Source organism: Flavobacterium sp. DSR3-2 (genome assembly GCF_049896525.1).
In the GTDB taxonomy this organism is placed as follows: Bacteria; Bacteroidota; Bacteroidia; order Flavobacteriales; family Flavobacteriaceae; genus Flavobacterium.
This window is the reverse complement of sequence record NZ_JAFCUM010000014.1, coordinates 49,388-74,688: the sequence shown is the minus strand read 5'-3', so window position 1 is coordinate 74,688 and position 25,301 is coordinate 49,388. Positions and strand designations below refer to the sequence as shown.

Sequence of the window (25,301 nt, the reverse complement as noted above, 5' to 3'; positions counted from 1 at the left end):
AATAAGCATCAACGGAAAAACTTTTGCCAAAGTGATTTCTCCGGCTTGGTCCTATTCTTTCAATGCTCCTACACCTGACTTCCCTGCTCAAAAATTAGTGGTTCTTTACAATACTCAAACAAGTTCAGTAAAAAAGAGTCGAGTAATGTTCAGCAAACTTTTTGATGATATTCGTGCAGGAAATGCAACTTTACCCAATTACCCAGGCGGAAATAGCGCTAGTTTTTTCTCCTCTGGTCGCTTACCGCAAATGGTTGAAATTGAAACTAATATTGGCGGTGTGAAAAAAGATATAAAAATTATTAACATTCACGCCAGAGAAAATAGTGGCAGCGATATCGCAAGATACAATGTGAGGAAATATGACGCTGAATTATTGAAAGACAGTTTAGACGTTCATTACGCTGACGCCAATTTGATAATTTTAGGTGATTATAATGATGATGTGGATGCATCTGTAATTGCAGGAAACCCTTCTTCATACCAGAAAATGATTGAAGATGCAGCACGTTATAACCCTTTAACTTTAGAAATCAGTAAAGCAGGAGCTTTCAGCTTTTTGTCTTCAGGTGGTTTCTTAGATCACATTACAATTTCAAATGAGTTAACGACGGATTACGTTGCAAATTCAACTTCTGCTTACGACCCTCGGTTGGATGTGGCAAATTATGTCAATACCACTTCTGATCATGGTCCGGTGATCTCACGTTTTCAACTTAAAGCAGCTGCAGCCTTATCAACAAATGACTTTATTGCAACCAACGGATTGTCTGTAGTTACGTATCCAAATCCAGCTTCAGAATCGTTCAGTGTCGTAATTATTTCAGAAAATGCACACGACTTAAAGCTTAACATTTATGATGTTTCAGGCAGATCGATGGGACATACAATTAAATTAAAAGGCGTTAACAGCGAAAATGCAACTCGAATACACATTGCTAAATTGCCAGCTGGAATATATATTTACACCCTTTCCAATGGTAATAAAGTCGTTTTCAAAGACAAAATAGTAAAAAAATAAAATATCAGTTTTAGCATTCAAAAAGAGCCAGATTTCAAAAATGAAATCTGGCTTTTTTATTTAATATGTTTTAAAATTCAGCCGGTTTGAGTCATCACAATTAATACCTTTCTATAAAAAAAACTTACATTAGTATTTTGATTTCCGAAAGGAAACTAGGAAACTTTTGTTTATTTTTACAAGCTTACAAAAAGAAATTCTATGTCAGATATGTTTCCGTTTTTATTAATTTTTATTGTTGCGCTAGCCGTAGGTGTTTTCATTGGCAAACTGATTTTCTCTGCTCGATTCCAATCGGAAAAAATCAGTTTAGAAGAAAAACTGATTGCATTTACTTCCCAATTCAATCAACTGAAAGAACAGATTAAAGCTGATAAAACCACTTTCGAAAAGCGATTAGAAAACACCAATGCTGAGAAAGAAAGCATTCGAAGTGAAAAAGACAGTTTAGCCATTCAACTTTCAAAAAAAGAAGTTGATTTTGAGAATCTTTGGGAACGCAACAAAGAGCAAAAAGAAGAAGTGGAAAAACTACAAGAAAAATTCACCAAGGAATTTGAGAATCTTGCCAATAAAATATTAGAAGAAAAGTCAAATAAATTTACGGAACAGAACAAGGAAAACATGAAGAATATCTTGACACCTTTGCAGGATAAAATTCAATTGTTCGAAAAGAAAGTCGAAGATACCCATAAAGAAAGCATTGATTATCATGCGGCTTTGCGCCAACAAATTCTGGGCTTACGAGAAATGAATATCCAGATGAGTAAGGAAACCATTAACCTGACCAAGGCATTGAAGGGCGACAGCAAGATGCAGGGAAATTGGGGAGAATTAGTTTTGGAACGCGTTCTTGAAAAATCAGGACTGGAAAAAGGCCGTGAATATGAAGTGCAACAGGCCTTCACAACCGAAGATGGCAACCGTGTTTTTCCTGACGTTGTCATTAATCTGCCTGATGGCAAAAAGATGATTGTCGATTCTAAAGTTTCTTTGACAGCTTATGAAAAATACATCAATGAGGAAGATGATATTTTAAAAATCAATTATTTAAAAGAGCACGTTACTTCCATCAAACGCCACGTAGAACAATTGGGCAGTAAAAATTACCACGATTTATACCAAATAGAAAGTCCGGATTTTGTCTTATTATTTATTCCTATTGAACCCGCGTTTGCGATGGCGCTAAATGAAGATACGAATTTGTACAATAAAGCATTTGAAAAAAACATTGTAATTGTTACTCCTGCGACTTTATTGGCGACTTTGCGAACTATTGACAGCATGTGGACCAATCAGAAACAACAGGAAAACGCACTCGAAATTGCACGACAAGCGGGCGCTTTGTACGATAAATTTGAAGGTTTTGTGGCAGATTTAATCAAAATTGGTAAAAAAATAGACGAGAGCAAAATAGAATACAGCGGGGCGATGAATAAACTCGTGGAAGGAAAAGGAAACTTGATTGTGAGTGTCGAAAAATTAAAAAAAATGGGAGCAAAAGCAAAGAAAGCGCTTCCAGAAAGCATATTGAACCGAGCAGAAAAAGACGAAAATCAATTATTAAACTAAACAAAATGAGAAAATTTTTAATGATTACCACCGTAGTAGTAGTACTTTTTATTGTAGGTTACTTTACTTTTTTATATTATGCCACGTACAGCGAAGGAGTTCGTTCTGGCGAATTAATAAAGGTGAGCAATAAAGGAGTGGCTTTCAAAACATGGGAAGGGGAACTAAGCCAGGGAATTTCCGGTGCACAAATATTTTCTTTTTCAGTACTGGACAGCGAGAAAAAAGTAATTGCTGATTTACAGGAATATGAAGGACAGTATGTACAGGTTAATTATGTTGAACGTTACCGAACATTTCCTTGGTGGGGCGATACGCGCTATTTTATTACAGAAGTCAAAAAAGTAAATTCTCCTTTTAAAATAAAATAGATGAATCGAACCTTTAAAACAGTAGCTTCCTCAGACATTACTATTTCAGAATTAATGTTGCCTTCGCATACTAATTTTAGCGGCAAAATTCACGGAGGCTATATCTTATCCTTACTGGATCAGATCGCTTTTGCTTGTGCTTCTAAATTTTCAGGAAATTATTGCGTAACCGCATCGGTAGATACTGTAAATTTCTTAAAACCTATAGAAGTGGGAGAACTTGTAACAATGAAAGCCAGTGTTAATTATGTTGGGAACAGTTCGATGATTATTGGGATTCGGGTAGAAGCAGAAAATATACAGACCGGAAAAATCAAACATTGCAATTCGTCATATTTTACGATGGTTGCCAAAGATAATGATGGTGAAAGTATGCTGGTTCCAGGCTTAATCCTGTTAAATATGAATGATGTTCGTCGCTTTTTTAATTGCATCAAACAAATAGCGCTAAAAAAGGAAAGAGACCTCCACGAGGAAGAATTTGATTATAACTCAAATGAAGCCTTAGAAAGTTTAAAAAAATATAATATTAAGTTGGAATTCTAACAAACCAATCTTTGTTATCAAAGCAGTTTAAAGTTATAATCTTTTAAATTTAAACTTAGAATTTTATTAAAATTTCTGATTAAAAAAAGTTGGTATAATTTAAGTCATTGCACAGATATTTTAGTGGTTGAATGCTTTTATTTCATCTGCTTTTTTTGTAATTTTAAGTAATGTAATTCATAAATCGTTATGAAAAAAATTACACTAATAGTACTTCTCATCATTACAACTGCAACTTCTGCTCAAGAAAAAATGGTCTCATACATGGGAATCACAAACTTTGAGGCCTCCATTCCTTTATTTGAAGAAGTAAAAGCCGTAAATGATAAAACAACCTGTATTTTAATAACAAAAACAGGTGAAATAGCTTGTTGGGTGAATATTAAAGACTTTAAATTTAAAAGAGATTTGATGCGCGAGCATTTCAACAAAAATTACATGGAAAGCAATCGTTTTCCAAGGGCTGTTTTTAAAGGTAAAATTGATAAATTTGATCTAAAAAGCCTTACCTCAGAATCCAATCCCTGTCAAATTTCAGGTAAAATAACCCTTCGCGGGCGAACTAAAAAAATTGTAATTAACGGCACCCTGAAAAAAGTAACTACGGGAATTGAACTTTATTGCGCATTTCCATTGAATACAGATGATTTCAACATTGAAATTCCATTTATAGTGCGCAGCAAAATCTCAAAAAACGTCAACACACAACTTATTTGTGTCTTACAATAAAGCTATTTCGTTAAACAATTCCTCAAAGCTTCTTCTAAATTTTTAAATTTAAATTCGAAACCAGTTTGTTGAATTTTCCCTGAAGAAATTCTTCTTCCAGTTAAGACAATAACAGCCATTTCTCCCATAACTAATTTTAAAACATAAGCCGGAACATTGGGCAACCAAATAGAATAGCCAAAAATGCCTGCTAATGTTGTAGAAAAAAGAGTGTTGGTGGTATTATCCGTTATGGCAGCGTTGTACGGCCCTTCCATACTTGGATCTGAAACTGCTTGCAGGTAGATGTTACATAAATCGTCTACATGAATCCATGGCATGTATTGCTGTCCGGAACCCAATGCAGAACCCAATCGAAACTTAAATAAGGGAATAAGTTTTTTCAAAAAGCCATCATCTTTTCCTAACACTAGTCCAGTGCGAATCTTGACGGTACGGATACTTAGATTTTCGATAAAATCGAGAGAATCTTCCCATTTTTGACACGTATAACCTAAGAAATCATTTGCAGGCGGCATGTCTTCCACACAAATCTCATCTCCGTTTACAGCGCCATAAATTCCAACTGCAGAAGCTGAGATAAAGGCGTCCAGTTTTTTATTGTTCTTTTTCAAAACGGAATACAACAATTGAGTTGATTTTTCTCGACTATCGATAATTGCCGCTTTTCGTTTGGCTGTCCACCTTTTCGCGGCAATATTTTCCCCTGCCAAGTGAATGATGTAATCCGCGTTCAAAACTGCCTTTTCATCTATAGTCTGCTTCGTAACATCCCATTTATAATAAAAAACATCTCCTTTATTTTGTTGTTCACCCCGACTTAATATGGAAACAGAATAACCTTTAGCTACCAATAAAGCAGTCAAATTTCTTCCAATAAATCCCGAACCACCGCTTATTAATACATTTTTTTTCATGATATTGTAAAACTAATGATTTATAATGATATAAAATTATATTAAATTTTGTTTAACTTTATTAATATATCGTTAAACATTTTGTACCTTTATACTTTAATTTGAAAAACACTAAAAATGGCTATTAAAAAAACGACAATAACAAAAGACAAAATAGTTTCAATGTACATGAATTATGTACTTGATCATAGCGAAAAACCCAAGTCAGTCTATCATTTTACAAAAGTGAATAATTTTACCGAAGCGGAATTCTATGCATTTTTTGGAACTATAGAAAGTATTGAGAAAGAAATTTTCAAAATGTTTACTGAAAAAACAGTCGAGTTACTTCATAAGAATAAAGAATACGAGATGTATGACATGAAAAGCAAAATGCTTAGTTTTTACTTTACCTTTTTCGAAATATTGACTGCTAATAGAAGCTATGTCATATTCGTTCTTAAAGAGCACAACAATCAGTTGAAAAAACTAATGCAATTATCTGGACTCAGAAGCAGCTTCAAAAACTTTCTGACTGAAATCATTTCTGATGACTTTAGAACGCAACAAGAAAAGCTCCAAAATTTCCAAGAGAAAACATTTCAGGAAACATCATGGATTCAACTTTTATTGACATTGAAATTTTGGCTGGATGATTCTTCACCTTCGTTCGAAAAAACAGACATTTATATTGAAAAATCGGTGAAAGTGACTTTTGAATTAATGAACATTGCCCCTATTGACAGCTTAATCGATTTTGGAAAATTTATTTTCAAAGAAAAAATTCACAACAAGTAATGAAAACAATAGACTACATCCCTACATCAAAAATTGAAAGAGCGACAAAACTGGTGCAAACCGGTGCAAAAGTTGGTGTAAACTACCTCAAATACTACGGAGAAAAAATGGTTAATTCTGATTTGACCCGTGATAAATTAAATGAAGACAATGCCGAAGATATTTATGATGGATTGAAAAGTTTAAAAGGAAGCGCGCTGAAAGTTGCACAAATGTTGAGCATGGACAAAAGTTTTTTGCCTCAGGCTTACGTGGAGAAATTTTCACTTTCGCAATTTTCAGTTCCACCACTATCGGCGCCATTGGTACTGAAAACATTCAAGACAAATTTTGGTAAAACTCCTTATGAAATCTTTGATGAATTCAACGCCAATTCTAAGAATGCTGCAAGCATTGGGCAAGTTCATGTCGCAGTAAAAGATGGTAAAAAACTCGCGGTAAAAATTCAATATCCCGGAGTTGCCAACAGTATTTCCTCTGATTTAGCGATGGTAAAACCCATCGCAGTGAGAATGTTTAACCTTCAGGGGAAAGATTCTGATAAATATTTTAAGGAAGTCGAGGACAAATTGATTGAGGAAACCAATTATTTATTGGAATTAAAACAAAGCCAAGAAGTAGTTGCTGCCTGTAAAAAAATTCAAAATTTAGTGTTTCCAAATTACTATCCTGAATTCTCCTCAGAGAAAATTATCACAATGGACTGGATGAGCGGCAAGCACCTTTCAGAATTTACAAAAATAAATACCGATCAGGAAGTAGCCAATAGAATTGGTCAAGCATTATGGGATTTTTACATGTACCAAATTCATGTTTTGAAAAAGGTACACGCTGATCCGCATCCGGGAAATTTCTTGGTGAATGAAGAAAATCAATTAGTGGCACTGGATTTTGGTTGCATGAAACAAATTCCAAATGACTTTTACACTCCTTATTTTGAATTGATTGACAAAAAAGTAATAAATAGTCCTAAACTGTTCAATGCAAAGTTGTTTGAATTGGAAATTTTACGTGTGGATGATTCGAAAGAAGAAGTAGCTTATTTCACGGAATTATTTTATGATTTGTTATCACTGTTTACAAAACCTTTTCAAGAAGAAACATTCGATTTTTCGGATGAGACTTTTTTTGAAAGCATAGCGGCTTTAGGTGAACGTTTTTCAAAAGATACCAATCTACGAAAAATGAACGGCAATCGAGGTTCTAAACATTTTATTTACATGAACCGAACGTTTTTTGGGTTGTATAATTTGATGTTTGATTTAAAAGCGAAAATCGTTGTCAATGAATTTGAAAAATATAAATAGTGAAAAAGGAGCATCTTCCGTCAAAAATGTGTTTGGTATGTAACCGACCATTTACTTGGCGGAAAAAATGGGAAAAAGTTTGGGACGAAGTAAAATATTGTAGCGAAAAATGCAAAAGAAACAAAAAGGGTTAGTTTGGTTTAGAAATGATTTAAGAGTTCACGATAACGAATCGTTGACGAATGCTATTAGTGAAAATAATACTGTGCTTGCAGTGTATTGTTTCGATCCAAGGCATTTTGAAAAGACAGGTTTTGGATTCATAAAAACAGAAAAGTTTCGCGCAAAATTCCTGATTGAATCTGTAAAGGAATTGAAACAAAATCTGGAAAAATTGAATATTCCGCTTTTGGTTTATCACCAAAAACCGGAAGATGCAATTAAGGAAATTAGTGCTCTAAATGAAATTAGTGCTGTTTATTTTCAAGAGGAATGGACGAGTGAAGAAATGGAAGTTTTAGAGAATATTAAAGCTAAAGTGCCAGATTCAGTATCTTTCAAGAGCACTTACAATCAATTCTTGTTTCATCCAGATGCGATTCCGTTCGATATTCAAAAGATTCCAAATGTTTTTACACAATTCAGGAACCAATGTGAGAAATCGACGAAAATCCGACCTGAATTTAAAGTGCAAACGCTGTCTAAAGAAAATTGGATTACAAACACAACAGCAATTCCTACAATGGAAATACTGGGATTTACTGATTTTGAAACAGATTCCAGAACCGCATTTCCTTTTGCTGGCGGTGAAGACGAAGCGCAAAAACGCTTGCAGAATTATTTTTGGGAAACCAAAAAATTAAGCGTTTATAAATTGACCCGCAACGGATTAATTGGAACTGATTTTAGTTCGAAGTTTTCTCCTTGGTTGGCAAACGGTTCCATTTCGGCGAAAACTATTTATTGGGAAATTATAAAATATGAACAACAAATTGGGAAAAATGATTCGACTTACTGGCTGATATTCGAACTGATTTGGAGGGATTATTTTAAATACATTTCGTTGAAAAATGGCAATTCTATTTTTAAAATTGGAGGAATTTTAGATAAAAATTACGATTGGAAAAATAATACATCTGCCATAAACAATTGGATCAACGGTACCACACATGAGCCGTTTGTTAATGCCAATATGATTGAACTGCGGGAAACAGGCTGGATGAGCAATCGCGGCAGACAAAATGTAGGTTCCTATTTTGCAAAGAATCTGTTGTTAGATTGGCGTATCGGAGCTGCGTATTTTGAAGCAATGCTCATTGATTACGATGTTCACAGCAATTACGGAAACTGGATGTACGTTTCAGGAGTTGGCAACGACCCGAGAGATCGAAAATTTAATATTAAATTACAAGCCGAGAATTACGATGGACAATCAAAATTCCAAAAATTATGGCTACAACAACAATTATTTTAAAAAGTAAATGAATACAAACAAGAAACATATCAATGTGGTTTGGTTTAAGAGAGACCTTCGTTTAGAGGATAACGAAGCAATCTTTAATGCAACAAGAACAGATATACCCACTTTGTTGCTTTACGTATTCGAAAAATCTTTAGAAAACGATTCACATTACAGTACAAGACATTGGAATTTCATCAAGCAATCACTTGTTGACATCAACAAACAATTGGAACAATCAAACACGCAAGTATTAGCAGTGTCTTCGGAGGTGCTTCAGGTTTTTAATATACTCGAAGAAACATACAAAATTGAAACGGTGTATTCACATCAGGAAACCGGTTTGAAAATTACGTACGAAAGGGACAAAACCTTTAAACGTTTTTGTAAAAACAATCAAATCAATTGGGTTGAAAACACCAATAACGGTATATTCAGGGCGTTAAGAAACAGGACAAACTGGGTTTCAAAATGGGAAAAATACATGAATGAACCGCAATTTATTTTTGATTCCAAAGCAGAAAATTTCCTTGATACAGAAGCGATTAGTGAACTGGAAAAAGTTTTAGAAAAAACAAATTTAGAAACTGTTCCAGATACTATTTTCCAAAAGGGAGGTAGCACCATGGCAGGTAAATATTTACAAAACTTCTTTGAGGAACGCTATCACAATTACAATTCTCATATTTCGAAACCTTTATTGGCTCGAAAAAGTTGTAGCAGATTATCACCGTACATTGCGTGGGGAAATTTATCTTCCAGACAAGTTTTGCAAGAAGCGGCAACCTTCAGACTGACGTCTAACCATAAAAAACAAATCGATTCATTTGTTTCAAGACTGACTTGGCAGGCACATTTCATCCAAAAATTTGAAATGGAAGAGGTCATGGAGTTTGAAAGTGTCAATAAAGGTTTTCATTCGTTAAAAAAGAAAGTTGATGAAAATTATATTGAAGCTTGGAAAACGGGACAAACAGGATTTCCATTAATTGATGCTTGCATGCGCTGTTTGAATGAAACGGGCTATTTAAACTTTAGAATGCGTGCCATGTTAGTCTCTTTTTTCACGCATAATTTATGGCAGCCTTGGCAAGAAGCCACACAACATTTATCACAAATGTTTTTGGATTTTGAGCCTGGAATACATTTTCCGCAGTTGCAAATGCAGGCTGGTGAAACCGGAATCAATATGTTACGTATCTATAACCCAATAAAGAATAGTTACGAACACGATCCTGATGGTGAATTTATAAAAAAATGGGTGCCCGAATTACGCAATTTACCACGTGCATTTGTACATGAACCTTATAAAATGACCTATTTAGACCAAAGGTTTAATGACTTTGAAGTGGGTATCAATTATCCGAAACCAATTGTAAATATGGAACGAACGAGAAAATTTGCAAGTGATTTTTTATGGAAAATGAAAAAAAATCCATTGGTAAAAGAGGAAAGTTTCCGCATCCTAAAGTTACATACCATGGCTGATATAGGGGACAGCGAATAATATTAAAAAATCAATAGCAATATCAAATAAACAAAATACCGTGACTATAAAAAAAGAACTTACTGATTTAGACAAAGACCGAATCATAGAAATGGCTTGGGAAGACCGAACCACTTTTGACGCCATATTACTGCAATTTGGATTAAAAGAACAAGAAGTAATTGACCTGATGCGTACCGAAATGAAAGCATCCAGTTTTAGAATGTGGCGTGAAAGAGTACAAGGTCGCAAAACAAAACATGAAAAATTAAGAGATTTTCGAGAAGGTCGGTTTAAATGTACGATGCAGCGACAAATTAACAATAACAAGATTTCCAAGCGATAGAAATTAGTATTCAATGATCAGTAATCTGTTAAAATAATAACATAAAAAAAATGAAAAATATAGTAATCATTGGCGGTAGTAAAGGAATTGGTAGCGCTATTTTGTTGCAACAATTAGAGACAAACTTGGTTTACAACATCAGCAGAAACGCACCTGCTATAACACATCCCAATCTGAAACATTTTTCCCTGGATGTTTTAAAAGATACACTTCCTGAAATAGAAGCTATAGATACCTTAATTTATTGTCCGGGTTCTATCAATTTAAAACCTATTGGAAGCCTGAGCATAGATGATTTTAGAAACGATTTTGAAATTAATGTCATTGGTGCTGTAAAAACCATTCAGAAATATTTACCTGTTTTGAGGAAAGGGACTAATCCTTCGATTGTTTTGTTCAGTACGGTGGCTGCAAAATTAGGAATGCCGTTTCATGCCAGTATCGCTACTGCAAAAGCGGGAGTGGAAGGATTAGTAAAATCGCTGGGAGCAGAACTGGCATCGGTAGTACGCATCAATGCCATTGCTCCCACGATTACCGAAACAACGCTTGCAGCAGGTATTTTGAGAAATGATCGAATGAAGGAAAATATGGTAGAACGCCACCCGATGAAAGGCTATCTAAAACCGGAAGAAGTAGCGAACATGGCCAACTTCCTAATTTCGGAAAATGCCAGATCTATTTCAGGTCAGGTTTTCGAAATGGATTATGGAATCGTGACCTTTAAAATTTAGATATAAATTAAAAGTTATCAAATAGCGTTTTTTTTATCATAAAGGAATAAAGGAAGAGTACTTCATTTTTAGTAATTCCTTACTGGTTATAAAAAAATGTTTTGAAAACATCCAATAAAATAATTAGCCAAACTTAAAATTGAAATACAGCATACCATGATAAAAGAAATGAAAAGTTACGAAAAAATCGAACAATATGATACTGAAATAACGCAGGCATTAGCAGATAACTATAAAGTAATTATTGAAAATTTAGGAGAAGATGTTACTCGCGAAGGCCTTGAAAAAACACCCGAACGTGTAGCTAAAGCCATGCAATATTTAACTCATGGTTACGGATTAGATCCATTAGAGATATTAAAATCGGCTATGTTTACCGAAGATCATAAACAAATGATTGTGGTAAAAGATATCGAAGTGTACTCCATGTGTGAACACCACATGTTACCATTTTTTGGAAAAGCACACGTAGCGTATATTCCAAACGGGAAAATTGTGGGATTGAGTAAAATTCCGAGAGTCGTGGATGCTTTTGCCAGAAGAATGCAAGTGCAGGAACGATTGACGGATCAAATTAAAAATTGTATTCAGGATGCTTTAAACCCACTTGGAGTAGCAGTAGTGATTGAAGCGCAACACATGTGCATGCAAATGCGCGGTATTCAGAAACAGAACTCAGTTACAACAACATCATCTTTTACAGGAGCTTTCGAGAAAGACAAAACAAGAAAAGAATTCATTAGCTTACTTTCTAACAAATTGAGTTAAATGTAATTATTAACATGTTAGGTTTCTCATTAACTAAAAATAGCTCACAGATTAAACAAATTATAACTGATTTTCTGATTAGTTTAAAATTGGAGTTAATTCGTTTAATACGTAGCAAAAAATACAAACTATGAAAATTCTCTTAACAGGCGCAACAGGTTATATCGGGAAGCGACTTTTACCTCTGCTGATAGCGCAAGGACACGATGTAATTTGTTGTGTGAGAGATAAAAACAGGTTTTATTGTCCTGTTGAATTTCAAAAAAATGTTACGGTAATTGAAGTTGACTTTCTGAAGCAAGAAACATTGACCGCTATTCCTGCAGCTATTGACGCAGCTTATTATCTGATTCATTCTATGTCGGGATCCGCATCCAATTTTGATGAATTAGAAAGTGAATCAGCATTGAATTTTGTCCAACGCCTGAATGAAACCACAGCCAAACAAGTTATTTATTTGAGCGGCATTGTCAATGACAAATCACTTTCGAAACATTTATCTTCCAGAAAAAAAGTGGAAGAAATTTTAAATACAGGAACTTTCGCCACAACCACTTTACGAGCTGGAATTATCGTTGGTTCTGGGAGCGCATCGTTCGAAATTATTCGGGATTTAGTGAATAAACTTCCCATTATGATTACGCCAAAATGGCTCAATACTAAATGCCAACCCATTGCAATTCCTGATGTTCTTGAATTTTTATCCAAATCATTATTAAATCCTGTAACATACAATCAGAGTTTTGATATTGGCGGACCGGATATTTTAACATACAAAGAAATGCTTTTGGGTTTTGCTGAAGCCAAAAAATTAAAGCGGTGGATATTTACAATTCCTGTAATGACGCCAAAATTATCCTCGTATTGGTTGTATTTTGTCACCTCAACATCCTATAGGCTCGCGTCGGCTCTGGTCAGCAGCATGAAAGTGGAAGTCGTTTGTAGTGATAACCGAATAAATGATTTATTGCATGTAACGCCAATGTCGTACAAACAAGCATTATCTCGTGCTTTGATAAAAGTAGACGAAGACAAAGTAGCTTCAAGCTGGAAAGATTCCTTAATAAGCGGACGTTTTAACAGTAACATGTCGGAATATTTGAAAGTTCCAAAAAAGAATTGCTTTATCGACCGACGCAAAATGGAAATCATCGACCGGGATTTTACCATCAGAAGGATTTGGTCTATCGGTGGTGATACGGGTTGGTATTATGGCGATTGGTTGTGGGATTTACGGGGATTTATTGACAAATTATACGGTGGCGTGGGTTCCCGAAGAGGAAGAACGAACCGACATGATATTCATTCCGGAGATGCTTTGGATTTTTGGCGCGTTTTGTATGCCAACAAAGAAGAAGGAAAATTAATTTTGTTTGCCGAAATGAAACTTCCGGGTGAAGCTTGGCTAGAATTCAAGATTATCGGAAATACTTTATATCAATCCGCAACTTTCAGACCTGAAGGTATTTGGGGGAAGTTATACTGGTATTCTGTTTTGCCTTTTCACGGATTTATCTTTAACGGAATGCTGCAGAAATTAATTAAATAATTTTCTTTTTTAAACATATAAGTCATTTACGTTTTTAGATAATGTTTTAAAAATTAAATGACTTATATGTTAAATCCTTTTACTTTAAAATTCCCGCTTTGTAGGTTGCAATTGCTCTGTCTCTCGCCATTGCGTGCTCTACCATTGGTTTTCCATAACCTAAATCGAATTCTTTGATCCATTTGCGGATGTAGATTCCTTTTTCATCGAATTTTTTTTGTTGTATCTCCGGATTAAAAACACGAAAGTAAGGTGCGGCATCACAACCGGTTCCGGCTGCCCATTGCCAGTTGCCAACGTTGGCAGACATATCGTAATCCAATAATTTCTCCGCAAAATAGGCTTCTCCCCATTGCCACTGAATCATTAAATGTTTGCACAAGAAACTCGCTACTACCATGCGGACTCTGTTGTGCATGTAACCGGTTTCATTGAGCTGACGCATTCCGGCATCAACCATTGGATACCCTGTTGTTCCAGTACACCAACGTTTAAAGTCAGCTTCGTCATTGCGCCATTGAATTCCATCATAAGCCGCTTTAAAGTTTTGCGTAACTACTTTTGGAAAACTAAATAATATTTGCATGAAGAATTCTCTCCAAATCAACTCACTCAAAAACACATCGTTTTTATGAAATGCCCAATTGACTAATTTCCGTACGCTTACAGTTCCAAAACGCAAATGCGGGGACAAATAAGAGGTTTTGTCTAAAGCCGGAAAATCTCTTATTTCTTGATAATTTGAGATAAATTTTAGGTTATGAGGCTTTACTTTTGAGGAACTCTCTTCGAAACCTATTTGTTCCAAAGTAGGAAAAGCAAAACTGTTTTTGTGGAAATTAGAAAAATGTGCTTCGGTGTTATATTCCTGAACCGGAGTCATTGATTTGTATTTTTCTAACCATTTGTTTTTAAATGGAGTATAAACCGTGTATGGTAGTCCATCTGCTTTTGTGATTTCTTTTTCTTCAAATATAACTTGGTCTTTATAAGAATAAGTAATGATTTCATTTGTTTCTAAGAATTCTCGAATTGCCGTGTCACGTTGTATTGCGTAAGGTTCGTAATCTTTGTTAAAGAAAACTTCTTTGACATCAAATTCTTGTAAAAGAGACTGCCAAACATCCAAGGTTTTTCCTTTTCTGATTAAAAGTGAACTTCCAATTTCCTGTAATTGAGCATTTATTTTACTAAGTGATTCGTGAATGAATCCTACTCGGGCATCATTTTTTGGTAGACTGTCTAAAATAGAATCATCAAAAATAAATAATGGTACGACCAAATATTTAGACTGTAAGGCTTGAAATAAACCAAAGTTATCTTCCAGACGCAAATCGCGCCTAAACCAAAAAATAGAAACTTGTTGTTTGCTCATTACTTTGAATTAAACATTTTGTCCACTGCAGTAACGCGATACGCAAAAATGGATTTCAATTTATTTTTTACGACCAACGTATTCATGATTCGACCCAGAAAACCAAGCGGCAATCCGTAATGCACCACATCCGTCATTTTGGTTCCGTTTGGTGTTGCTTCAAAGAAATGCTTATGATGCCAAAAACTGTATGGACCAAAACGTTGTTCGTCTATGAAATAACTATTTTCCTTTACTTGAGTAATTAAAGTCATCCAAGACAAAGTGACTCCAAAAAGTGGTGTTACTTTATATTGAATAATTTGCCCTGGATACATGGATTTATGATCGTAATCCGTGATTTGAAAACCCATTCCTTCTGGTGTGATCTTCTGAAGATTTTTTGGATTCGAAAAAAAAGCCCAGCATTCTTCGACAGTTGCATTAACGTGTTGAACGGTTTCTTGTTTGTATATTTTCATGGTTGTGTTTTAAAGATAAATACCTTCATGGAACACTGAGTTCGCGTGAGGGATAAAAGTGGAGCTCTTTTTATGACTACCCTGTCAGGGTTCAAAACCTGACAGGGTGGTTATAAAAAAGCGGGAAAGGATAGCCCGACCCAACTGTAACGCTAGTGAAAGTGAGGTCACGCCCCAATTACTCTTTAAATTTTGTAGTATTTGAATGGTACGAAAAGCATTCCGAAACATTCTCCGTACTCTTTGCCCAAATGTTTGTGATGTATTTTATGGGCTTTTCGCAAACCGATTAAATACTTGTTGTTGGTGTGTTTGAACCATTTAAACCGTTGATGGATTAAGACATCATGGATCATGAAATAACACAGACCGTAAAACATAATTCCCAGTCCAATGAAGAATTTATAGTTCAAACCTCCTTCGACACCATAATAAAACAGAACGATACTTGGAACAGCAAAAATTACAAAAAAGATATCATTCCGTTCAAAAACATTCGCGTATTTAGGTTCATGATGATCCGCATGGAAGTACCACATTGATCCGTGCATTACATATTTATGGGTGCACCAGGTTACGCATTCCATTATTAAAAAAGTACCTAGAAAAATCAAGAAAAATATCATTTTGTTATGTATTTAAGTGTAACAATTTTTTAAAATAAGTTGTCATTTAAACTAACTTTAATTTATAAGACACAAAAGATTTTGCCAGCAAACCGGCTTTGGTGTAGTTAGAAACTCGGATTCTTGCACTTCCTATTTCGTGACAAGGCGTGTTTTCTAACTTTTTTAATAGTTTTTTGTAATACACAAACGCTGTATACACGCCAAACTTAGCTTCAATAGGGAGTTTTATAATTCCTTCGTAAGCCACTCTGAAATCTTCTTCGATTTCATTGATGATAGCCGTTTTCGCATTTTCATCAAAAGAATTCAAGTCAACTCCGGGAAAATAATTGCGGTTCAAAACCAAATTATCATCCTTTAAATCTCGCAGGAAATTTACTTTCTGAAACGCAGAACCTAACCGCATCGCTTCACCTTTCAGTTGCTCATATCGTTTATTATCCCCGGCCACAAAAACCTTTAGACACATTAAACCAACGACATCCGCAGAACCGTAAATGTAGGCGTCATACTCTAATTTACTGTGATAATCTGATTTTATCAAATCTAATTTCATACTTTTTAGAAAAGCCTGAATAAGGTCGTCCGTTATATTATATTGTTTAACCGTGTGCTGGAAAGAGTTTAAGATCGGATTTAGACTTATTCCTCTTTCAAAGGCTTTGTAATACTCATCCTCAAACTCAGTGATTAAACTTTCTTTATCATAACCATGGAAGGTATCCACGATTTCATCCGCAAAACGAACAAAACCATAAATGCTATAAATGGCATCCCTTATACTTGGCGACAGCATATATACCGCCAAAGAAAAAGAGGTACTGTAATTTTTAGTAACTAACTTGCTACATTTAAAAGATACATCATCAAATAATTCCTTCATACTATTGTTCTGAAAATTGCTTATTAATTAATTCCGATACTAATTTTCCAGAAATTAGTGCTGGTGGAACGCCTGGTCCCGGAACGGTCAATTGACCGGTAAAATATAAATTCTTAACTTTTTTGCTCTTTAACTTTGGTCTCAAAAATGCGGTTTGCATCAAAGTGTTCGCCATTCCGTAAGCATTTCCTTTGTACGAATTGTATTCTGACACAAAATCATTTTTACAGAATGATTGTTTAAAAATAATATTATTTTTTACACTTTGTTGTGTTAAGGTTTCAAAACGATCCATTATTTTTTCAAAATATTCTTCTCTTAACGACTCAGTATCATTGATTCCCGGAGCTAAAGGTACTAGAAAAAAGCCAGATTCCATTCCTTCCGGAGCGGCAGTTTTATCGGTCACCGAAGGGAAATTTGCATAAAACAACGGTTCTTTTGGCCACTGCGGTTCATCATAAATATCTTTGGCGTGCTGGTAAAAATCAACATCAAAAAACAATGCATGATGCGAAATGTTTTCAATTTTTTTGTTGAAACCTACATAAAACAATAACGATGAAGGTGCGAAAACCCTGCTGTCCCAATATTTCTCAGAATACGCCCTGTGTTCCTGATTCAACAAGGTTTCGGTGTGATGGTAATCTGCACCGCTCAAAATCAAATCTGAAGCAATGATTTCACCATTGACTTGAATGGCTACTGCTGTTTTATTTTCGACTATAATTTTTTCGATGTTGGAATTGGTTTGAAATTTCACTCCCAATTCTAACGCTAAATTTTCCATTCCTCTCACGACATCAAACATTCCTGTTTTGGGGTGCCAAGTTCCCAAACCGAAGTCGGCGTAATTCATAAAACTGTAAAACGACGGCGTATCCGAAGGTTTGGCTCCCAGAAACAATACGGGAAATTCCAGAATCTGAATCAGCCTTTCATTCTTAAATTTTTTACGAACATCTTTACTAACAGTGCTTAGAAATTGTCCCACTTTCATGGCTGTTTCCACAGTTATTAATTCGAGTGCTGAAACGCCCGGACGGTACACTAAATCTTTGATCGCGATATCATAATTGCTTTTGGCCTCAGCCATAAAGTCATTCAGCAATTTGCCGCTGCCTTTTTCGATAGCCTCAAAAGCAAGTGTAATATCCGCTAAATTGTCTGCTATTGTTATGAAATCATCAATTCCGTAATACACTCGGTAGGCAGGAGACAATTTTATGAGTTCATAATAATCCGTGGTTTTTTTTCCAAAATCAGCAAAGAAACGTTCGAAAACGTCTGGCATCCAATACCAACTTGGCCCCATGTCAAAAGTAAATCCTTCTCTCTTTAGTTGACGTGCTCGTCCGCCTACAGCATCATTTTTTTCATATATTGTGACATCGTGGCCGCTCTGTGCTAAATACGCCGAAGCTGCTAATGCAGAGAACCCAGAACCTATAATCGTAATCTTTTTTATTTTCTTCATTTGTTTAGCAAATATACGAATTGTTTAAACAAGAACAGTTAAATCCAGTCGACTAATTCCGTAATTGAATTAAAAATTGTAATTCGCTCCGAAACTTCTTCTTTTTTAATGAACTCAACCATTCGTCCAATATACCATAATTCAGTGGTATCATCCAACAACTCATCAGACATTTTTTGAATGTAACTGTCGATAATATCTTTTTCGGGTTGCACCGTAAGGTACGATACAAAAACAATGGAATTAAAATGCTTTTTCAAATCTTTCAGATTTTCAATCGGCATACTTTCCCCTAAATATATCGTCTTGTAGCCATTCAACAGAATTTCATAATTAAGATACATTAATCCTAATTCGTGGATTTCATTCATAGGAAGTGACAAAACGAAAACTTTATCGAGTTTGGTTTGTTTTAAAATCTGAAGCTTTTCAGTATTAATTAAAAGTTTTTGTTTAATTAAATAGCTGATAAAATGTTCGTGAGCAGGCGTTATAGTATCAGACTGCCACAACAATCCAAGTTCATTCATTAAAGGAATGAAAACTTGATGAAAAATTTCTTTGAATGATTTTTCCGCAATCAACCAATTATAGGTATTAAAAAATAGCTCTTGGTCAAAGTTCATCATTGCCATTTTGAACTCACTAATAGCGTGGCTTTTGGCTGTTTTACTCGATATTATTTCGCGTACTAAAGACGGTATTTTTTCTTGTGGATAAGTCGCTATTTTTGAAATTTTATAACCATAATCATGTAATAATGTGATGTTTAATAGTTTTTGCAAACTCACCAAATCATATAATCGGATATTTGTATCAGTACGCATCGGCTGAAGGATATCATACCTTTTCTCCCAAATTCGTATCGTATGCGCTTTGATCCCTGAAAGGTTTTCAAGATCTTTTATACTAAACACACTTTTTATATTGTTCATCTTTTGTCTAAATTTATTAAACAAATGTAAAATATTAATTTAACATTCTGCTCAAAATAAATAAAAACTATGCGTAATACTATAAATCAACGTTGTTGTAAACATTTAACTTATCCAAATTAAGAATTGTTCTTGAATTGTCGGCACTTCTGGTGTACATCGGTTCAAATTGGGCACCGTAAATAACCTCGTCAAAAGTATACGAGGTGCGAGCGGCAACAGTATTACTAAACATATCGTCAAAGGTTTTTATAAAGACGAGTATCTCACCATTGGTTGTTTTAAAATCAGCTGCCGTGAATTTATAAAGCGGACTGTCTTCTGTAATTGGATGTACTAAGGTCCAACTTAAAGTCAATGCATTTATCTTGTCCAATTCTAATTCCAGCGCGTAGAATTTATTGGTCCTTCTCCCGTTTTCCTCCACGCTCATCCCAAGAGTTATTTTGGCTTCAGCATCCGTGAAATTTGTATTTTTAAATGGTGTGGTTCTAATCATCAAACCGGTAATTTCTCCATATGGTGCAATTACAGCGTTATGGGAAAACTTCAAAAAAGCGGTAGGCTTACTAAATCGGCCAAAAAATAAACCCGTAGCAATGGCAAAACTCAATAACCCTATCAGCGCTTCGGCAGCAGAAAGCGCACTGGCTAAAAAACCGCTAGGACTTATATGCCCGTAACCCACTGTGGTAAAGGTTTGCGCACTGAAAAAATAAGCCTGTCCAAATTTGACCCATTCATTATCTGTAGTTGAAATCCCATTCAGATGTTCGATTCCAATTCCGTAATAAATAGAAGCAAATACAAAATTGATAGCCACGTAAAACGAGAGAATGATCAGTATAAATTTCCACCCTTGCATATCAATCATAGTGTGATACCAACTGATGCGATGCAAAAAATGCATTCCCTGTTTTTCTACATTAGCCGTCCCATTTTTATTAACGAAACGTCCGCCATAATTATTGGCGTTAGTTCCAAAACCTGTATTCTTATCAGCTTTTGATTTGGCATTTATTGTATTCAAGGGAAGATTTTTTTTTAATAATTATTTGCTAGTAAATTTAGTTAAAATCCCGTTCAAAAAAAGATGCTTTTTCCAGTTAAATTAAAATTCATGTAAAACCCAAACTAATCGAGAAAATTTCCATTCGAGATTCAACTATTAAATACAAAAAAAATGGCATAAAATATAAAACTACTTGAAAATCAGTACCTTTATATTTATTATTTATAATAATTATTAAAAACTAAATAGAATGAATAACGAGCTACTAAAAGATAGAATTGAGGCTGGATTATTGCTTTCTGAAAAATTAAAAAAATACCAAGATACAAATAGCGTAATTCTTGCCGTTCCCAGAGGTGGCGTTCCTGTGGGAATCGTAATTTCAAAAACCTTACATCTTCCTCTGGATATTGTACTCGCAAAAAAAATTGGTCATCCTTCTAATAAAGAATTTGCGATTGGGGCTGTTTCCATGGACTCCATGATTCTTGATGAGCATTCAGACATCCCTAAAAAGTTTATCGACGATGAAATTATTAGACTCCGACAACAATTGGATGAAAAATATGGACGCTATATGGGCAACAGAAAACCGCTTGATCTCGAAAATAAAAACGTGATTTTAGTAGATGATGGCATTGCGACAGGAAATACGCTGCTCTCCTGTATCACTATGTTGCGAAAAAAAAATCCTTCAAAAATAATCGTAGCTGTTCCAGTAATACCCTATGATACAGTACCATTATTTGAAAAAAATGCTGATGAGTTAATTTATTTGACTGCTTCTAAATATTTTAGGGGAGTTGGTAGTTTTTATGAAGAGTTTAACCAGGTGGAAGATGAAGAAGTAATTCAAATGCTACGCTTAGGTACAACAACTGAGTAAGGCGATCTTACAGTTTGTAACATAATTAAAATTAGAAATCATGGAAAAATTAGATTTGGATATTCCTTTAACGAAAGTGACATAAAAAGGAGATTTGATACGAACGGAAATTGCGACCGGAATCGATTTGTTCCCTTACGAAAGAGGCAGCAACGTACCCAACCCCCGAAATAGAATGGTAGCAGAACTTATTTAGCAATAAAACATGGGCAGTGTCCTTTTTGATTCACTCAACGAAGAAGAAAATGAAATGGACAAAAATCACTTTCGTATTGATTTTCTGAATGACTCTTTCATTGAAACGACACAATCGATACTGCAATAAGACAAATCCAGCAAACTTACCATCGTTTTTTTGGGGCACGTACAAAAGCCACATCTGCATTGCGGACAACAACACATTCCAACGAAAAAATTAAAGCTCAGGTTTCCGATGGCGGGCGTCTGGATTTAGTCATAACCGAATTGCCGCTCTTTACTGCTCCCACTACATTTATTGTAGGAAGTCTTGACACTACGGTAATCATGATGAACAAAATGGCTTAAAAAAACTGAAATCAATAAAACAATTAACTGTAGTTTCCAATGCCAACCATCCTTTTGAAGAAGCCGGTTAAGTACAGGAATTGCTGGTTGTTTTTTTGAAAAATAAACTATAAAATTTGCGTAAATCCAAATTATCAGCGTCCTTAAAACATGCATTTATTGTATTACCAAAACGCCAATCTTGCGACCTCTCTTTGTGGTTATAAAAAAATATACCACAAAGCAATTAGAATTCCATTTTGCCTTGTTGTAACTGATTGCTCTAAAAAATGAAATTACTGTCCTGTAAAACAATCACTTTTTTTCCTAATTTAGTTGAATCAAAAAAAATGCTATGAAAGAAATAACCAAAAAAGATATCAGTCAGGAAATATTTGACTTATACGACGACTATGCCCACAATAAAATTGAAAGAAGACAATTTGTCGAGAAACTCTCCCTTTTTGCGGTAGGAACACTCACGCTTCCGTCACTTCTGAGTTTTATGACGCCCAATTACGTGGATTCTATCTTAATCAAGCCAGACGATCCAAGACTACAATCAGAATTTATAACTTACGATTCTCCTAAAGGCGGTGGAACGATCAAAGGACTTTTATCGCAACCTACCGCAACCAAAAAGAAACTACCGGGAATCATTGTCGTACATGAAAACCGCGGACTGAATCCGTATATTGAAGATGTAGGACGAAGAGCCGCTGTGGAAGGCTTCATCACTTTAGCACCGGATGCATTATCGCCTCTGGGCGGTTATCCCGGAAATGATGATGCAGGAAGGGAATTACAAAAAAAACGGACCCGTGAAGAAATGCTCGAAGATTTCATTGCAGCTTACAAATACCTAAAATCGCACAAAGATTGTAATGGACATATAGGTGTGGTAGGATTTTGTTTTGGCGGCTGGATTGCCAATATGATGGCAGTCAAAATACCAAAATTATGTGCCGCAGTTCCGTATTACGGAGGACAGCCCACTGCAGCAGAAGCTGAAAAAATAAAAACGCCAATCATGGTACACTATGCCGGTTTAGACACCCGGGTAAATGAAGGTTGGCCCGCTTACGAAACCATCCTTAAAAAAAACAAAGTAGAACATGTCGCTTATTTCTATGAAGGTGTGAATCATGGTTTTCATAACAATACGACTCCCAGATACGATGAGAAAGCCGCGACTTTATCGTGGACAAGAACGATAGATTTTTTCAAGGAGAAATTGAAAAAATAATTTTATATTTTTTAAAGTCCCTTAACCGGGGCTTTTTTTTGGAATTAATTTTAATTATTTGCGAAGAAAACATTACGTAAATTGAACTATCTTTTAACAAGCGGGCAAAGTCCATGAAGATAAAGATGGGCAAAGGGCCTGAGTTCATTGCTAAAATAACCAGAGGCTAAAGCGAGGTGCATCGGATCGGTTTCTTTTATATCCATTTGGGGAATCCCACCCAAAACGACTGCATAAAACGTTTCTTAGGCCGTTACAGCAGTGGGTCTAAAATGAGTTCCTCTTCAGGTACATAGACCGGTTCAGCGAAACGGCAGAATCATGGAACAGGATTATAACTCCAAAAAGCCCCATGAATCTCTTCGAGGCAAGTCGAAGGTACAACAGGCCGAATTTAATGTTTCTGGGCGCTAGTTCCAGAAGGATTAAAAACGATACCTTTTTTGAAGTTTTGAACAAGCACCAAATTCTAATTTGGAAGCCATTCCAAATTCAGTTAAATAAATCATGACTGATCATTACTATGTTAAATAAATCACAAATTTACAAATATTAAGAAACAATTATAATTATTTTTGTTTAATCTTTACATAAAAAAACTAAACAAAAAGACTATGAAAAATTTTAGCAAATTATTTTCCTTATTGTGTTTTCTAGTAGTTAGCACGACTTTTTTTATTGGATGTAGTGATGACGACACTTCACCACAACTCACTGGGGAATCTAAACAATTCAACTTGTACACTACATCAAACCCTGCTATCAGCGGAACCGTTACGTTTTCGAAAAGAAATGATAATGCTACGCTTATTACTATTCAATTAAGCGGCACAAATGCTGGTGGAAGTCATCCTGCACACATCCATGCTGGCACAGCAGCAGAAGGTGGAGCCATTTTACTCGACCTAACTTCTGTTACTGGAAGTACCGGTAAAAGTGAAACGGTTGTTACAGCTTTGAATAATGGCTCGCCCGTCACTTACGAGCAGTTAATTACTTTAGATGGTTATGTTAATACCCACCTTAGCGGTACCGATCTTGCAACATTGATAGCGCAAGGCGACATTGGTATTAATGAACTCACAAGTACCAGCAAAACGTATACCCTAAGTGCCGTTTCTAATAGTGCCGTAAGTGGTACAGCGAAATTTACCAAAAGAGTAAGCGGTAAAGCTTTGGTAAGTATTTCGCTAACGGGAACAACTCCAGGAGTTAGTTCTATTGCACATATTCACGTTAATACTGTCGCTCAAACGGGCGGTGTAGTAGTAGATCTAACATCAGTAACTGGATCGACCGGAAAAAGTGATACTAGTGTAAACAAACTTAATACTGGAGCTACCATAACTTATGATGAGCTTTTGAATTTTAATGGATATATAAATGTTCATGAAAGTGCTACCGCTTTATCAACATTAATCGCACAAGGTGATATTGGTAAGAACGAACTTACTAATACCAGTAAAACCTACACGCTAAATGCTGTTTCTAACAACGCCATAAGCGGCACAGCAAAATTTACAAAAAGGGTGAGTGGTGAAACTTTAGTAAGTATTTCCTTGACTGGCACAACTGCTGGAGTTAGTTCTCCCGCACACATCCATCTCAATACTGCCGCCCAGGGAGGAGCTATAGCTATCGACCTTACATCGATCATCGGTGCTACTGGAAAGAGTGAGACCAGTGTGAGTAAACTCAATAATGGAACCACCATTACCTATGAGGAGCTTCTAAATTTTAATGGATACATAAATGTTCATCAAAGTGCTAGCAATCTAGCAACCATAATCGCTCAGGGCAACATTGGAGCTAATGCAGTAAATTCGAATATTGTAAATTACAACATAACCAATTCAGGTTCTTCATCTTACGTATTTAATGGTGGGGGGTTGACGAATGGAAGTAATCCAAATTTGACTTTGCAAAGAGGTAAAACGTATAGTTTTACTATGAATACACCAGGACATCCTTTCTTAATAAAGACAGTCCAAACGACCGGCAGTGCAAGCGCTTACAACAACGGTGTTACTAATAATGGTGCTTCGAGTGGTGTCATATCTTTTACTGTACCCAGTGATGCACCAAACACATTATATTACATCTGTGAGTTTCATTCCTCGATGACAGGTATTATAACAATTACCAATTAAGTAAAAAAAAGTATTCAAATAAAGCCAGTGCAGATGTACTGGCTTTATTTATTGAAATTATCCCGTCTTAAAATAAGTAGCCCCATCACTAACCTATTTCCGAAAACTATCGAAAACCTCAGTAATAAATGCACATTTTTATGCTTAAAGACTAGTGACAAATTACTGTTTCATATTTGGTAAATAGATTTTTAAATATT

26 protein-coding genes are annotated in these 25,301 nt (G+C 35.3%); 18 read left to right on the top strand and 8 right to left on the bottom strand.

What is annotated here, in order from left to right; translation table 11 throughout:
- The first annotated feature begins 31 nt into the window (after positions 1-31).
- From ACP7AV_RS14980 to ACP7AV_RS14960, 5 genes are all read left to right on the top strand, one after another.
- Positions 32-1,021 (top strand): T9SS type A sorting domain-containing protein, encoded by a 990-nt coding sequence (locus tag ACP7AV_RS14980; protein ID WP_426092630.1) that lies wholly within the window; start codon positions 32-34, stop codon positions 1,019-1,021.
- A 201-nt stretch (positions 1,022-1,222) separates the two neighbouring features.
- Positions 1,223-2,593 (top strand): DNA recombination protein RmuC, encoded by a 1,371-nt coding sequence (gene rmuC, locus ACP7AV_RS14975; protein WP_426092629.1) that lies wholly within the window; start codon positions 1,223-1,225, stop codon positions 2,591-2,593.
- 5 nt (positions 2,594-2,598) lie between these two features.
- Positions 2,599-2,964, top strand: coding sequence for a 6-phosphogluconate dehydrogenase (locus ACP7AV_RS14970; RefSeq protein WP_426092628.1), 366 nt, complete (start codon positions 2,599-2,601; stop codon positions 2,962-2,964).
- A complete protein-coding gene (locus ACP7AV_RS14965; RefSeq protein ID WP_426092627.1) occupies positions 2,965-3,510 on the top strand; it encodes an acyl-CoA thioesterase in 546 nt (181 codons plus the stop codon).
- Between the two features lie 189 nt (positions 3,511-3,699).
- Complete coding sequence (locus ACP7AV_RS14960) at positions 3,700-4,239, top strand: YceI family protein (protein ID WP_426092626.1); 540 nt, start codon at positions 3,700-3,702, stop codon at positions 4,237-4,239.
- A gap of 2 nt (positions 4,240-4,241) precedes the next feature.
- Here the strand turns inward: ACP7AV_RS14960 and ACP7AV_RS14955 are convergent, their stop codons facing one another.
- The gene (locus ACP7AV_RS14955; protein ID WP_426092625.1) at positions 4,242-5,156 is read right to left on the bottom strand and encodes a TIGR01777 family oxidoreductase; all 915 of its coding nucleotides are present in this window, start codon (positions 5,154-5,156) and stop codon (positions 4,242-4,244) included.
- A 117-nt stretch (positions 5,157-5,273) separates the two neighbouring features.
- On the opposite strand from ACP7AV_RS14955, the gene ACP7AV_RS14950 reads away from it, so the two are divergent.
- The 9 genes from ACP7AV_RS14950 to ACP7AV_RS14910 all read left to right on the top strand — a co-directional run bounded on the left by ACP7AV_RS14950 (position 5,274) and on the right by ACP7AV_RS14910 (position 13,522).
- A complete protein-coding gene (locus ACP7AV_RS14950) occupies positions 5,274-5,933 on the top strand; it encodes a TetR family transcriptional regulator C-terminal domain-containing protein (RefSeq protein WP_426092624.1) in 660 nt (219 codons plus the stop codon).
- Entirely contained in the window at positions 5,933-7,240 is a 1,308-nt protein-coding gene (locus ACP7AV_RS14945) for an ABC1 kinase family protein (protein WP_426063563.1), read from the top strand. The genes ACP7AV_RS14950 and ACP7AV_RS14945 overlap by 1 nt, the downstream gene beginning before the upstream one ends.
- On the top strand, positions 7,240-7,374 hold the full coding sequence (locus tag ACP7AV_RS14940) for a DUF2256 domain-containing protein (RefSeq protein WP_091206734.1): 135 nt from the start codon (positions 7,240-7,242) through the stop codon (positions 7,372-7,374). The genes ACP7AV_RS14945 and ACP7AV_RS14940 overlap by 1 nt, the downstream gene beginning before the upstream one ends.
- Positions 7,350-8,654, top strand: a complete 1,305-nt coding sequence (locus tag ACP7AV_RS14935; protein WP_426092623.1) for a DASH family cryptochrome — start codon at positions 7,350-7,352, stop codon at positions 8,652-8,654. Before ACP7AV_RS14940 ends, ACP7AV_RS14935 begins: the two co-directional genes overlap by 25 nt.
- Positions 8,655-8,661: 7 nt before the next feature.
- Positions 8,662-10,146 carry a deoxyribodipyrimidine photo-lyase/cryptochrome family protein gene (locus ACP7AV_RS14930; protein WP_426092622.1) on the top strand — a complete coding sequence of 495 codons (1,485 nt, stop codon included), beginning with the start codon at positions 8,662-8,664 and terminating at the stop codon, positions 10,144-10,146.
- 40 nt (positions 10,147-10,186) lie between these two features.
- Positions 10,187-10,471 (top strand): TIGR03643 family protein, encoded by a 285-nt coding sequence (locus ACP7AV_RS14925; protein ID WP_262987286.1) that lies wholly within the window; start codon positions 10,187-10,189, stop codon positions 10,469-10,471.
- Between the two features lie 50 nt (positions 10,472-10,521).
- On the top strand, positions 10,522-11,205 hold the full coding sequence (locus ACP7AV_RS14920; RefSeq protein ID WP_426092621.1) for an SDR family NAD(P)-dependent oxidoreductase: 684 nt from the start codon (positions 10,522-10,524) through the stop codon (positions 11,203-11,205).
- A gap of 156 nt (positions 11,206-11,361) precedes the next feature.
- Positions 11,362-11,973 carry a GTP cyclohydrolase I FolE gene (gene folE, locus ACP7AV_RS14915; RefSeq protein WP_244281805.1) on the top strand — a complete coding sequence of 204 codons (612 nt, stop codon included), beginning with the start codon at positions 11,362-11,364 and terminating at the stop codon, positions 11,971-11,973.
- Between the two features lie 130 nt (positions 11,974-12,103).
- Positions 12,104-13,522 carry an SDR family oxidoreductase gene (locus tag ACP7AV_RS14910; protein WP_426092620.1) on the top strand — a complete coding sequence of 473 codons (1,419 nt, stop codon included), beginning with the start codon at positions 12,104-12,106 and terminating at the stop codon, positions 13,520-13,522.
- A gap of 79 nt (positions 13,523-13,601) precedes the next feature.
- Here ACP7AV_RS14910 and ACP7AV_RS14905 read toward each other — a convergent pair whose 3' ends face one another.
- The 7 genes from ACP7AV_RS14905 to ACP7AV_RS14875 all read right to left on the bottom strand — a co-directional run bounded on the left by ACP7AV_RS14905 (position 13,602) and on the right by ACP7AV_RS14875 (position 20,312).
- Positions 13,602-14,897, bottom strand: coding sequence for a cryptochrome/photolyase family protein (locus ACP7AV_RS14905; RefSeq protein WP_426092619.1), 1,296 nt, complete (start codon positions 14,895-14,897; stop codon positions 13,602-13,604).
- Positions 14,897-15,358, bottom strand: a complete 462-nt coding sequence (locus tag ACP7AV_RS14900; protein WP_426063556.1) for an SRPBCC family protein — start codon at positions 15,356-15,358, stop codon at positions 14,897-14,899. The genes ACP7AV_RS14905 and ACP7AV_RS14900 overlap by 1 nt, the downstream gene beginning before the upstream one ends.
- A gap of 185 nt (positions 15,359-15,543) precedes the next feature.
- Positions 15,544-15,984 carry a sterol desaturase family protein gene (locus ACP7AV_RS14895; protein ID WP_426063555.1) on the bottom strand — a complete coding sequence of 147 codons (441 nt, stop codon included), beginning with the start codon at positions 15,982-15,984 and terminating at the stop codon, positions 15,544-15,546.
- A 46-nt stretch (positions 15,985-16,030) separates the two neighbouring features.
- Entirely contained in the window at positions 16,031-16,870 is an 840-nt protein-coding gene (locus ACP7AV_RS14890) for a phytoene/squalene synthase family protein (protein ID WP_426063554.1), read from the bottom strand.
- 1 nt (position 16,871) lies between these two features.
- Positions 16,872-18,347, bottom strand: coding sequence for a phytoene desaturase family protein (locus ACP7AV_RS14885; RefSeq protein WP_426092618.1), 1,476 nt, complete (start codon positions 18,345-18,347; stop codon positions 16,872-16,874).
- A gap of 38 nt (positions 18,348-18,385) precedes the next feature.
- Complete coding sequence (locus tag ACP7AV_RS14880) at positions 18,386-19,282, bottom strand: MerR family transcriptional regulator (RefSeq protein ID WP_426063552.1); 897 nt, start codon at positions 19,280-19,282, stop codon at positions 18,386-18,388.
- Positions 19,283-19,361: 79 nt separating this feature from the next.
- Positions 19,362-20,312 (bottom strand): ion channel, encoded by a 951-nt coding sequence (locus ACP7AV_RS14875; RefSeq protein WP_426092617.1) that lies wholly within the window; start codon positions 20,310-20,312, stop codon positions 19,362-19,364.
- 232 nt (positions 20,313-20,544) lie between these two features.
- Between ACP7AV_RS14875 and ACP7AV_RS14870 the strand changes: the two genes are divergently transcribed.
- The 4 genes from ACP7AV_RS14870 to ACP7AV_RS14855 all read left to right on the top strand — a co-directional run bounded on the left by ACP7AV_RS14870 (position 20,545) and on the right by ACP7AV_RS14855 (position 25,101).
- Positions 20,545-21,180 carry a phosphoribosyltransferase gene (locus ACP7AV_RS14870; protein ID WP_426063550.1) on the top strand — a complete coding sequence of 212 codons (636 nt, stop codon included), beginning with the start codon at positions 20,545-20,547 and terminating at the stop codon, positions 21,178-21,180.
- A gap of 384 nt (positions 21,181-21,564) precedes the next feature.
- Positions 21,565-21,726, top strand: a complete 162-nt coding sequence (locus ACP7AV_RS14865) for a hypothetical protein (protein WP_426092616.1) — start codon at positions 21,565-21,567, stop codon at positions 21,724-21,726.
- A gap of 334 nt (positions 21,727-22,060) precedes the next feature.
- The gene (locus ACP7AV_RS14860; protein WP_426092615.1) at positions 22,061-22,951 is read left to right on the top strand and encodes a dienelactone hydrolase family protein; all 891 of its coding nucleotides are present in this window, start codon (positions 22,061-22,063) and stop codon (positions 22,949-22,951) included.
- Positions 22,952-23,565: 614 nt separating this feature from the next.
- A complete protein-coding gene (locus tag ACP7AV_RS14855) occupies positions 23,566-25,101 on the top strand; it encodes a CHRD domain-containing protein (protein WP_426092614.1) in 1,536 nt (511 codons plus the stop codon).
- Positions 25,102-25,301: the final 200 nt, after the last annotated feature.